This is a genomic window from Dyadobacter frigoris (genome assembly GCF_005280585.1).
GTDB lineage: Bacteria > Bacteroidota > Bacteroidia > Cytophagales > Spirosomataceae > Dyadobacter > Dyadobacter frigoris.
The window spans coordinates 24730-36422 of record NZ_SZVO01000030.1 but is presented as its reverse complement, the minus strand read 5'-3'; the positions used below and the strand labels follow the sequence as shown (position 1 = coordinate 36422).

Below are 11693 nucleotides of genomic sequence, written 5' to 3'. Positions count from 1 at the left end.
TCCGTGACCATTCCGGGTGAAGGTACCTATGTGGTGAACACGACAACGGGTGATATCACTTTCACACCGGTAGCGACGTTCACAGGAACTGCCACGCCGGTTAATTATACGGAAAAAGATGTGAACGGAGTGATTTCAAATCCGGCTCCCATTACGGTTACCGTAACGGCTACACCACCCGTGGCAAAAACTGACATAGGAACTTCTACCAACGGAAATCCGGCTATCGTGACGGTATTGACCAACGACACGCCAGGTTCAGCACCGATTGACCCGACTACGGTGAAACTGATAGACCCAAATACAGGAATACCATCAACTTCGATAACGATTCCGAATGAAGGAACTTATACGGTTGATCCGATAACAGGTGACGTGACCTTTACTCCGGATCCACTCGTAACCGTGCCGATCACGAGTACCATTACCTATACCGTAACCGATGTAAACGGACTGATCTCGAATCCTGCCACAATCACGATCAACGCGACTCCGCTGCCTGTGACACTTACCTCTTTCAATGTAACGAAGGAAGGACAGGTAGCTCGACTAAACTGGGCAACGACTGCTGAAACCAACAGTGATTTCTTCGAAATTCAGCATAGCGTTACGGGCAAAGACTGGCATATGATCGGTAAAGTTAGCTCGCATGGCGACAGCAAAGTTGAAAACAAATATTCGTTCACGGACAGCAGCCCGGTAAAAGGCAGTGAAAACCTGTACCGCCTGAAAATGGTGGACAGAGATGCAACGTTCGCTTATAGCCGTATCCAGAGTGTGAAATTTGATGGAAATGCAGCGGATCTTTCGGTTTATCCAAATCCGGCCACTGACAAATTGCTTATCCGTGATTTCGGTCAGGTAAGCAAAGTGACCATCTATAATCCCAACGGAGGCATTGTACACCAGTCAGCTGCTACAACAACGGGAGAGATCAATGTTTCAAATCTTCCGGGTGGAATGTATCTGGTGAAAATTGTCCGCACCAATGGCGTGGTATCATCACAAAAAATAGTGATTGTCAAATAGGGTTAAAATGTATTTAGAAATATCTTTCCGGATTTTCCGGGAAGATATTTTCTTAAAGTTCTTTTACTATTCATTAGAGGTCATCATCAATAAAAATGTACCGTTGGGGCTGTGTGTCTGGCAAGTTGTTTCAGATGGATCGAAAAATTGTATTTTACATAGATTTTTATCTTTGATCGGAATTTTGGACACGGTGCCTGTCTGGTCGAATAGCTCCTGTTGGCTTTAAATGAATATCTGGTCTGTGATTTTTTTTGGATCAGATAATCTCGTAAAAAATGGTCTTTAAGTACCGGAATTTGGTTTTTTTATGGTATATGCCCGAAAGGAACCTACTACAATATTTACGAATCGGATGATGAATGATTTGTATGAAATGATAAAATAATTCGATAAAAGTTTTATAAGTACTTGCTTATTATTTGCAATAATCTTATATTTAAATATAGAATCAAGATCAAGGATCGTTTTCGCAAGATTAAATTATTCAATAAAAGTTGTAGTGAATTTTCTGCTTTGAAATTAGCGGGCTAAAGGTTGACGTATACTTTGGAGAGTTATGTTAATTTGACGTTCAGCTGTATCTTATTCAGTAGTCATAGAAATTAAACAGGTTTTTACTAATCCATGATATGTTGGCTGAGGAGTGATTTTATTATCAGCTTCTGAGGCTGTAAGGTAGCTATCGTTTGTTTACCGCTGGTCGAAGGATTATTTTTGCCTGCAACACACCATTTATTACTAAGTCGTGGATTATATCCGCTATGAGCATGCCAACGAGTAATATTTTTACATGCTCCATGATTTTTAGAATGAATAAAAGCATACTGAATATCAGGGTATGAAAGTGTTACGGAGGGATAGAAAACTGCTTGGGAAAGTTTTCAAAATGTTTAGGTTTATTGTTATGGGTTGCTTCGTGTGCCAATACATTCGGACGTACCCATGGCTGAAATGTGCCTGTTGAGATATTTCCGGACAGGACATTTGAAATCCTGTTTTGAACAAAGTGTACGTTGCTTTATTAAAGCAAAGAGGGAGAAGTATTTTTATAATTTAATAAGAACAAGATGAAAATCGCAATCATTGATAAGTTTCCGGTACTTCGTTTAGGAGTACTAATGTTTTTGAAAGATAGTTTTTCTGATGTGACAATCATTGAATCAGATACGATTTTATCTTTTAACAGTGATTTTCCATTTGAGGAAGTCGATTTAATTATTTTAGGAATAAGTCAGTCGGCCAGGGCCAATGAAATAAATGCTATTTGCCAGATAAAAAAAAGGTATCCAGCCGGAAGATTCATTGGTTATATGGAAAAACCTGAATCTGCCACAGTAATATCTTATATGAATACCGGCATAAGTGGTTATTTGTCCAAACATGCCGTTGTATCCGAACTTATGGAATGTATTCAATTTGTTTTAAAGGGAAGGCGTTACATCAGCCAGGAAATTATAGACCTTATTTTGAATTCGGACAAGGACATAAACGAAGAAAGAATTACAAGGCCAAAAAGATCAAGACTGACACCTCATGAATATGAAATTGCAAAGTATCTGAGTGAAGGTATGAGAACGAGCTGGATAGCAGAGGTGCTGAACAGAAAAGCTTCTACCATCAGTACAATTAAATCGACAATATTTAAAAAAATGCAGGTGGATAATATCATGAAACTGAGGGATGAGATTGAATATGTGCAATTTAATGTATGTGACATCAGGAACTTAAGTAGCAATGGGTAGTCAAACGTATTTCTCGTAACGGGATTAAGAAAGTTCGTCTTCTGGCGGCTATACGCACACATGTGATTACCCTCCGGGTTTCCGGAGGGTAAATCTGAATGATATTATGCAAAAGTTAAGCATCCGTTAAAGTGAAAGGCAAGCTTTGTAAAACCTTGCTGAATGCATGCCCGGAAGATTTATCCTTCAAACTTGTAAGAGGCGGCTTCGGAATTATATGACAAGCATTTTCTGATAACGATAAGATTTTGAATATCCAACGTATATGAAACATGTTCTGATTCTGGATACGAATCCTGCTCCGTTGAGAGGCAGATTGACCTCGCTTTTTGATGGATACCAGGGCAGGGTACAGGTGGAGGATGCGGGAAGTATTTGCCAGGTTTTTAGAAAAATGCTTTTTCAGAATAAGGAAAATACAAAAAGAGGCTACAACAGTTATGACTTATTTATTGTCTGTTTTACTTCTGCTATTGAAGATATGGAAAAGGTGCACTTTATTGACTATGTGAAGCGATATAAACCAGAGCAGCCAGTTCTTATCTTTTTACATCATCCCAAAGAGTGGCTTCTGAGGCAGCAGGTTATTAACAAAAGCAATCGCTTTGGAAAAATAACGGACGATCAAAATATCCTGGAAGTTCTGCTGAAATTTTTGGACAACGGTTCACTTAACTAATGGATTATACACTGTATGTCCTGCATCAAGCCATACTATTTTTGAATTTAAAACTAACCTGGTCAATTGTCTGTATGTCCATCATAATATACAAACAAAGGAATAAGAAAATATTGGATCTGACGAGGAGTTAATTGCGATGTTTGTCAGAACAAAGCAAAACTTTTATTTTGAAGAATTATACAGGAGACAGTCTCAAAGGGTTTTCAGGCAGTATCTTTTCATTCTGAAAGACAGAGACAAAGCGGAGGATTTTACACAGGACATCTTTCTGAAATTGACATCCAAACTGTATTTATTTCATTTCGAGTCCCGATTTGTCACTTGGTTGTTCAGAGTGACATCTAATCATTGTTTTGAATATTAATTCCAATGGCTGGATTTTCAATGGGTAATTTAATAGTTAAAATGGCACTTCATTTGTATTCTTGTTGATCTTTTGTCAAACCTGCTGACCGGATTTTGTTTCAGAGCGTCCCTAGCCTTCCACAGTTCCTTCCTTTACCTGTTTTTGCTCATCAGTACTTCCCAACTCCATCCAATCACCGTGTTCTTTTAGCATCATATGAAGATCTGAGAGGCACCGGTAATCATAATGCAAAACCGTTTTCCCCACTGTGCATACCAGGATTTCTTTGCCATCCTTTGTTGTATCTGGATGCATGGTGAATTCGGAGGATAATGGAGGTGTCTTCCAAACGATTGGTTTTTCCTTTGTGCCGATGTCGAATTTCATGTTTTAATTTTATAGGTTGAAGATAGTTGATCAGTAATTCATAGTAGTCTCTGATTTTTTTTATATCATCCCCAGATTTTTCATGTGATTCATCGAAGGTAGGGATCATTTTAGCAAATAAGGGAACAAAAATCTGCCAATTTTTTCAACTGTTAAGAATTAATATGAGAACTTAAACCCAATACATTTGAATGTTAGATACTTAAATATACCGATATTCTTCTTGTTTTTATAATATTCGTATCACGAATTCAGGTTAGTTATAAAATGCATTATTTTATAATTTGGTATTGGACATAACTATCCACAACTACCAGCGCTTATTAATCTTTGGTATTAAGATTGTCTTTTCTGGTGGTCGATTTTTTTAGACGTTACTCCAAAAACCGGACATTAGATGGTAGCTTAATTATATATTAAAATTGGGATATCGATTGCAGCAAGATTGAAAATTTTCCAGATGCTAAATCCGGATTACGAAATGCGTTCGAAAGGAATTGAGCTTAGCGAAGTACTTTTTCTCTTCGGGATTATTACTTTCGATTTCGAATCTTCCCTTTTTACGAAGTAGAACTAACTTTGTATGTTGATCCATAGTATCATCTCACTATTCTAATAGAATATAAAAACCGTTTATCTTTGCCGTATGGGCAAAATCACCTCAATACATGACACCTTCATTCGGGCCATTATGGCCGATAAGAATATTGCTTTGGAGTATTTCGAAAGCTACCTGCCTCCGTTTGTGACCGGACAGTTGGATTTTTCAACGCTTACACAATTACCTGATGTCTATGTTTCTGCGGAATTACAAAAAACGATGTCGGATATTGTATATTCTTGCGAAAGGAAGGATAGGAAGGGTAAAATAAAAGTATCTCTACTTATAGAGCACAAGAGTTACCCTGATAAGTATACGCCTGTGCAAATTGGCAGTTATATCTTTTCGGGGTTGCAGAAACAGATCGAAAATGACAAGAATATTTCACTGATTATTCCTGTTTTACTCTACCACGGAAAGGACAAATGGGAATATTACTCCTTGACGAACCTGTTTAAGAATTTGGAACCGGAATGGAAACAGTTTATTCCGGACTTTGATTATATTTACACTAATCTGAATGAAGTATCAGATGAACACATCGAGGCTTTGAACAATAAATTTTTGGCAGCTTCGTTTTTGGCCTTAAAACACAGTTTCCAAAAGGACTGGTTAGAAGCTAACATAGTGCGAATACTTCTGTTGTCTGAAAATGTACCGGCGAACTTACTGAGAAACTTAATCGTTTATTTGTTCGAGAGGAGTGAGTTAGGTAAAGAGAAGATTGAGGAATTGATAGAAAAAATACCAATAACCATTAAAAATACAGTTATGAGCACGGTAAATTATCTAATGAAAGAAGGAGAGAAAATTGGTATGACTAAAAAGGAGTACGAAAAAAATCGGGCCTTTACACAATCTCTTATTCGGGAAACGGTCTTTGATGATGCTAAAATTGCCAAATTGGTAGGCGTTACTGTTGATTTCGTGGCTTCTGTCAGAGTGGAGCTAAATCCGGGAATTTAATATATCTTGGATAAATTAAATTCCGGGAAAACTTCCAGCGGCTTTATATGAAAATGAAAGTTAGACGATTTGCCATTACAAAAATCGATAACTGCGTTGGAGTCAATTAAATATTCCTTCTTGTAATCTTATTCACTGAAAAGATAGGCTACTTCTACTTCCTTCCTAATAACTCCTTGGCAATATCCAGTTCGATTTGTCCTTTTACGGTTTTATTGTTGTAAGTATCATGAGAATATATATTTATCCAGGTTAACCCTCTAAGTTATCTTATCACTTTTTATTTGTTACAATTTCAAATCTTTCTCGTTCCATTTTCAACAATTCTTCAAATAATTTCATTGCCTGTTCTATCGAAAAATGATTAAGCGTTTCAACTCTGGCATTCATACTCTGAATCTGAGGCGCGCAATTTTCATAAAAATTGTTGCTATAATAAAGTACATTGTCGCTATTTAATTTTTTTAACCCTTCTAAACTAACCCCAAGGGCATCAGCAATCTTACCCAATCGGTCATCATCTACCTTCTCTGTCTGTTCTAGTTTTGAAACCGCCTGTTTGGTAACGCCCAATCGGTCAGCCAAATCCTTTTGGGTAATCCCTACTAATCGTCTCGCACTGCCAATTTTGACTCCAATATGCTGAGATGGTTCTGAAAACAGGGTGTCCTTGTCCATTGTTCTTTTGGTTTGAAACTACTTTGTTTTATTTAAAACAAGTTCTAACTTTTCCCGTTCACTTGTCAGCAAACGTTCATAAAGCTCAACAACTTTATCTAACGGGTTGAATTGTTGGTGCGCAGTGCCACTTCCATTGTTACCACCATTTATTGTAGAATCTTTATAGTGATTGATGTTGTAAATTGCTCTATCTACATCAAATTTTTTAATTAAATCAGGAGTTACTCCTAAAGCAATGGCAATTCTAACCAACAATGATTCTTCTATAACTGTTTGTTTCTCAATTGAGGAAATTTGTGGTTGGGATAAACCCAGCTCCTGCGCAAGCACCTCTTGTTTTATACCAAGATAGATACGGATACGTTGAGCATTTCGGCCTTGATGGTTTTCTTCTATTGATTCAATAGTTTTAAAACTCTCTTTTTCTGACATAATTGTTGTTGAATTAGTACTCAAATATAATAAGAGTCAATCAGAAATACATAAAAGACAACCGAAATATTTTTCATTATCGATGGAAGTATACTAATTTGCCTTCTGTTGAATATAACTGGCTTCACTTTCCTATGAGTTGTCAATTAAATAGATTAAAGTAAGTTATAACTTACTAGAGGATCAAGCCAATTAATAATTGTTATAAAAGAATCATCTTTTATCCTTTAGCATAACACAATGAACCATTACCCGAACTTCATTTTCCAGCTGATCATTCGCAAACCTCAATAATTGCGATCCTTTAACATCTTGAAAAAGAAGTTAAAGGATCGCGGATAACCCACTGATACATATTTATTTTCACTCCTTAAAAATAGCTAGCAATGAAGATTCTTTATTGTTCGGTAGGAAAGTTATGCCTATACATTTCCTACATCGTTTTACTGTATTTCCTGCTTTGCGCCTGGCGGCCGGCACGAGGGCAAACGCCTTATACCCTGCAAGGCCAGGTATTATCTGCTGAAAATCAAGAGCCGCTGGCAGGGGCCAGCGTGCTTTTGAGAGGAACTACCAACGGTACCAGCACGGATAAAAATGGCTATTTTTCCGTGACCGCGTCTGAAAAAGAAACGAGATTATTTCTTTCATTTATAGGGTACCGTTCGTTGGATACATTGCTGGTTTTGCCCTTAAAAAAGGAATTGGTCTTGATTTTACAACAGGATCTTACTATGCTGGAAGAGGTGAAGGTTTCTATGGGTTATTGGGAGACTTCCAAGAAACTGAGTACCGGCAATATCAGCAAGGTAACCGAGCAGACCATTGAAAAACAGCCCGTTTCCAATCCGATTCAGGCACTTTCAGGCCGGATGCCCGGTGTTTTTGTCCAGCAGCAGTCCGGTGTAGCCGGAGGTGGTATTAAAATCCGGATTCGCGGGGCAAACAGTATCGCTTCGGGTAATGAACCCTTGTACGTTGTCGATGGCGTTCCCTACGCTTCTGCGTCACTGATGTCGGGGCAAATGAATTCGATTATGAGCGGGGGATCACCCCTGAGCGCCATTAATCCGTCAGAGATCGCCAGTATTGAAGTGCTGAAAGATGCCGATGCCACGTCGATTTACGGTTCGCGCGGATCGAACGGTGTTGTGCTGATCACTACAAAAAAAGGAAAAGCGGGAACTACCCGTTTTAATCTGACTGCCGATAGGGGAGCCAGCACGGTGACTCACCGGATGAAACTGCTTAATACCAGTCAGTATCTTGAAATGAGAAATGAGGCCTACCGTAATGACAGCAAGGTGCCCACGGCAGGATCTAATGGCTATGATCTGCTCCAGTATGATACCACCCGTTACACAGACTGGCAGAAGAAATTAATCGGGGGAACTGCTTTCAGAACCAATGTACAGGCAAGTCTGTCGGGAGGCAGTAAAAATACAAATTTTGTGCTTGGAGCCGGGTATTACAAGGAAGGGACTGTTTTTCCGGGAGATTTCTCCTACCGGAAAACAACAGGGCATTTTACCATTTCACACCAGTCTGAGGACGGCCGGTTTGGCCTTTCGGCGTCTTTGAGTTATCAGCTCGAGCGCCAGCGTATTTTTTCAGGTGATATCACCTGGAACTCGCTCCAGCTGCTGCCCAATGCCCCTGATATTTATGATAAAGAGGGAAAGCTGAACTGGGGACCCTATACATTTAACAACCCCTATGCGTACCTGATCAGGAAGTATAAATCCAATACCCATAATTTGATTACCAGTGTCGTGGCCAGCTATAAAATTTCCCCGGGACTTGTGCTCAGGTCAAGTATGGGGTACACGGCCATGCAGATGGGAGAAAACTCCTCCGTCCCGGTTGCCAGTTTTAACCCCCAAACAGGCATTTTGACCGGAAGCGCGAATTTTGGCAACGGAAGTTTGGAGTCCTGGATTATAGAACCGCAGCTGGAATACAAAAAAACATTTCGGCGGAGCGATATGACATTTTTGGCTGGATCCACTTTTCAACAAAACCGGTTTGACAAACAAACCCTTGCCGCTGCCGGGTTTACCAGTGACACCCAGCTTGAAAATATCCGGGCGGCATCCTCGGTTAACGTCACAGAAACCGTTAATACCCAATACAAATACAATGCGGTTTATGGGAGGCTTAACTACGTGGGAAACGAAAAATTCCTTTTGAACCTGACAGCCAGGCGTGACGGCTCGAGCCGTTTTGGTCCTGACAATCGTTTTGCCAACTTCTGGGCGGTCGGTGGCGGCTATATCTTTTCAAATGAAAATGGCATTAGGTCGCAATGGCCCGCTTTAAGTTTTGGTAAGCTCAGAGCTAGCTTTGGAACATCTGGTAATGACCAGATTTCCGATTATGGTTATCTGGATAGCTATTCAGCTGGCTCTTACGCCTATAATGGCATGGCTGTTTACATCCCCACCAGACTGGCCAACCCCGGGTATGGATGGGAAACCAACCGGAAACTTGAAGCCGCTCTGGAACTGGGTTTTTTCAGTAACCGCATCCTGGCAGAATTCAGCTTTTTTCGTAACCGTTCTTCCAGCCAGCTGGTGGGTTATCCTTTGCCGGCGACCACGGGCTTTACGACGATTCAGTATAATTTGCCTGCTAAGGTGCAAAACAAGGGAGTTGAATTTGAAATGTCTGCTGTCATAACGGAAAACCGGAAATTGAACTGGTCTGTGTCTTTTAATATGACCGTATCCGCCACCAAACTGATCAGCTACCCCAATTTACAGGGATCGTCTTATGTCAACAGATACCGGATCGGAGAGCCGCTTTCACTGGCCAGAGTTTATAAGGCTCAGGGCGTGGATCCGAAAACAGGTACCTACCGGTTCTTGGATGTGAACGGGGATGGTGTGATTTCTTCGGCCGGCGATCAGAAACAATTCACTGCGCTGGTCCCGAAATTTTACGGAGGGGTTGGTAGTAACCTGCGGATGGGTGGATGGCAATTGGATGTGTTTTTTCAATTTGTTAAACAAAACGGCTATAACTACAACAGCAGCTTTGGTATGCCTGGCACCAAGAATAATCAGCCGGTGCAGGTTATGGAGCGGTGGCAGAATCAGGAAAGCAGCACTGCCATCCAAAAGTTTTCCCAGAATGTTAGCGGAGAGACTTACATTCCCTATACAAACAACCAGAGCAGCAGCAGTGCCGTGGGTGACGCTTCCTATATCCGGCTTAAAAACGTTTCGCTGTCTTGTCAGCTGCCAGCTGTATGGACCAGGGCGATCAAAATACCTGATTTGAAGCTGACTTTGACCGGCCAGAACCTTCTGACCTTTACTCGTTATTCTGGCCTTGATCCCGAAACGCAGAGCTTTATCAGCCTTCCTTCTTTACGAACAATCTCAATGGGTCTTAAACTTACGCTCTAATGATACATTTACAAAAATACATAGCGGCCAGCGCAGCTTCAATGCTGCTGGCCATGTTTTGGCTGTGCTCTGTTTGTGGCTGCAAGCAGTTTCTTGAAACCGACTACCCGGTTAATCAGCTGGTCACAGGTGCCATTTTTGAAAATGACGCTACGGCATTAGGGGCGATGAGTGGGGTTTACGAGCAAATGATGGAAAGTCTTACATCTTATTCGAACGGGATGCTTACTTTGTATGGCGGGCTTTCATCGGATGAGCTTGTCAATCACGGATCGGTTTCCACCAAAATTGAATTCTATGACAATGCCCTGAGCGCATCGAACACGGAGCTGAAAGGCAATGTCTGGGACCGGTTATACAGTAATATCTATCAGGCCAATTCGGTGCTGTCCGGACTGGAGCAGAGCAAAATGTTAAGTACGCCGGTACGTGTACAGCTTGAAGGAGAAGCCAGGTTTATCCGTGCTTTTTGTCATTTTTATCTGGTGAATCTCTTTGGACGGGTTCCTTACATTACAACGACCGATTACCTGGTTAACGCCCATGCAATCCAGATGCCGGGGCAGAAGGTTTATGAAAATATACTGTCTGATCTTAAAATCGCCCAGTCTTTACTTTTAGATGGTTCTGGCTCAGTGGGCCGCATACGGCCGGACAAAGCTGCCGCGACGGCCCTTCTGGCCAGGACTTATTTGTATCTGGAAGACTGGTCTGATGCGGAAACTCAGGCCAGTCTGGTCCTGGATAATCAGAATTATACGTTGAATACAGATCTTGCGCAGGTTTTTAACGCCTTATCGAAAGAAACGATCTGGCAGCTCAGACCCGTTGTGCCTGGCACAAACGCCGGCGATGGTTATCTGTTTGTTCAAACCACGGGGACACCCCTTTATGCATCCCTGTCTTCACAGGTGATGGATGCTTTCGAAACTGCCGATAAAAGAAAAACGGCGTGGGTGAATTCTTATCAATATGATAAGCAGTCGTATCATCTGCCCTGTAAGTATAAAATTAAATCAGCGGATGCGGTTACTGAATACAATGTAGTTTTCAGGCTGGCAGAACTGTATCTGATCCGGGCAGAAGCGCGCGCGTCGCTCAATAATCTTTCAGGAGCGCAGGCGGACATCAACGTAATCCGGCGCAGGGCCGGTCTTTCAGGTATAGAGCAGAAGAATACAGCTGCTGACCAGTCACTGCTGCTGCAAGCCATTGCCGATGAGCGCAGAATAGAGTTGTTCTGCGAGTGGGGCCACCGCTGGTTTGATTTGAAACGGACAGGACAAATCAATGAAATCATGCAGGCGATAAAGCCCGGATCATGGCAACAGACCGATGCAGATTACCCCATCCCGAGCTCTGATCTGACTAACAATCCTTCCCTGGTTCAAAATCCGGGTTATCACTGATTTGA

General features: G+C 41.2%; 10 protein-coding genes. 7 read left to right on the top strand and 3 right to left on the bottom strand.

What is annotated here, in order from left to right:
* From FDK13_RS33860 to FDK13_RS36845, 4 genes are all read left to right on the top strand, one after another.
* Positions 1 to 1029 (top strand): T9SS type A sorting domain-containing protein (locus tag FDK13_RS33860; RefSeq protein WP_137344446.1); only part of this gene is annotated, 1029 nt, incomplete at its 5' end.
* A 1070-nt stretch (positions 1030 to 2099) separates the two neighbouring features.
* Positions 2100 to 2774, top strand: a complete 675-nt coding sequence (locus tag FDK13_RS33855; RefSeq protein ID WP_137344445.1) for a LuxR C-terminal-related transcriptional regulator — start codon at positions 2100 to 2102, stop codon at positions 2772 to 2774.
* Positions 2775 to 3039: 265 nt separating this feature from the next.
* Complete coding sequence (locus FDK13_RS33850; protein WP_137344444.1) at positions 3040 to 3453, top strand: hypothetical protein; 414 nt, start codon at positions 3040 to 3042, stop codon at positions 3451 to 3453.
* Positions 3454 to 3592: 139 nt separating this feature from the next.
* A complete protein-coding gene (locus tag FDK13_RS36845) occupies positions 3593 to 3820 on the top strand; it encodes an RNA polymerase sigma factor (RefSeq protein ID WP_137344443.1) in 228 nt (75 codons plus the stop codon).
* A 111-nt stretch (positions 3821 to 3931) separates the two neighbouring features.
* Here the strand turns inward: FDK13_RS36845 and FDK13_RS33840 are convergent, their stop codons facing one another.
* Positions 3932 to 4189: a DUF6855 family protein gene (locus tag FDK13_RS33840; protein WP_220417498.1), complete on the bottom strand. Its 258-nt coding sequence runs from the start codon at positions 4187 to 4189 to the stop codon at positions 3932 to 3934.
* A 646-nt stretch (positions 4190 to 4835) separates the two neighbouring features.
* Between FDK13_RS33840 and FDK13_RS33835 the strand changes: the two genes are divergently transcribed.
* Positions 4836 to 5756, top strand: a complete 921-nt coding sequence (locus tag FDK13_RS33835) for an Rpn family recombination-promoting nuclease/putative transposase (RefSeq protein ID WP_137344442.1) — start codon at positions 4836 to 4838, stop codon at positions 5754 to 5756.
* Positions 5757 to 6029: 273 nt separating this feature from the next.
* On the opposite strand, the gene FDK13_RS33830 is transcribed toward FDK13_RS33835, so the two are convergent.
* Together FDK13_RS33830 and FDK13_RS33825 are read right to left on the bottom strand one after the other, a co-directional pair.
* Complete coding sequence (locus FDK13_RS33830; protein WP_137344441.1) at positions 6030 to 6434, bottom strand: helix-turn-helix domain-containing protein; 405 nt, start codon at positions 6432 to 6434, stop codon at positions 6030 to 6032.
* Between the two features lie 18 nt (positions 6435 to 6452).
* On the bottom strand, positions 6453 to 6869 hold the full coding sequence (locus FDK13_RS33825; RefSeq protein ID WP_137344440.1) for a helix-turn-helix domain-containing protein: 417 nt from the start codon (positions 6867 to 6869) through the stop codon (positions 6453 to 6455).
* Positions 6870 to 7255: 386 nt separating this feature from the next.
* Here FDK13_RS33825 and FDK13_RS33820 point away from each other — a divergent pair, with 386 nt between their 5' ends.
* Both FDK13_RS33820 and FDK13_RS33815 read left to right on the top strand, forming a co-directional pair.
* Positions 7256 to 10279, top strand: a complete 3024-nt coding sequence (locus tag FDK13_RS33820; protein WP_137344439.1) for a SusC/RagA family TonB-linked outer membrane protein — start codon at positions 7256 to 7258, stop codon at positions 10277 to 10279.
* Entirely contained in the window at positions 10279 to 11688 is a 1410-nt protein-coding gene (locus FDK13_RS33815; RefSeq protein ID WP_137344438.1) for a RagB/SusD family nutrient uptake outer membrane protein, read from the top strand. Before FDK13_RS33820 ends, FDK13_RS33815 begins: the two co-directional genes overlap by 1 nt.
* Positions 11689 to 11693: the final 5 nt, after the last annotated feature.

Excerpts from the sequence above, each read along its gene's own strand:
- FDK13_RS33855 (WP_137344445.1), top strand. The coding sequence starts at position 2,100 with ATGAAAATCGCAATCATTGATAAGTTTCCGGTACTTCGTTTAGGAGTA.
- FDK13_RS33850 (WP_137344444.1), top strand. The coding sequence starts at position 3,040 with ATGAAACATGTTCTGATTCTGGATACGAATCCTGCTCCGTTGAGAGGC.
- FDK13_RS36845 (WP_137344443.1), top strand. The coding sequence starts at position 3,593 with ATGTTTGTCAGAACAAAGCAAAACTTTTATTTTGAAGAATTATACAGG.
- FDK13_RS33840 (WP_220417498.1), bottom strand. The coding sequence starts at position 4,189 with ATGAAATTCGACATCGGCACAAAGGAAAAACCAATCGTTTGGAAGACA.
- FDK13_RS33835 (WP_137344442.1), top strand. The coding sequence starts at position 4,836 with ATGGGCAAAATCACCTCAATACATGACACCTTCATTCGGGCCATTATG.
- FDK13_RS33830 (WP_137344441.1), bottom strand. The coding sequence starts at position 6,434 with ATGGACAAGGACACCCTGTTTTCAGAACCATCTCAGCATATTGGAGTC.
- FDK13_RS33825 (WP_137344440.1), bottom strand. The coding sequence starts at position 6,869 with ATGTCAGAAAAAGAGAGTTTTAAAACTATTGAATCAATAGAAGAAAAC.
- FDK13_RS33820 (WP_137344439.1), top strand. The coding sequence starts at position 7,256 with ATGAAGATTCTTTATTGTTCGGTAGGAAAGTTATGCCTATACATTTCC.
- FDK13_RS33815 (WP_137344438.1), top strand. The coding sequence starts at position 10,279 with ATGATACATTTACAAAAATACATAGCGGCCAGCGCAGCTTCAATGCTG.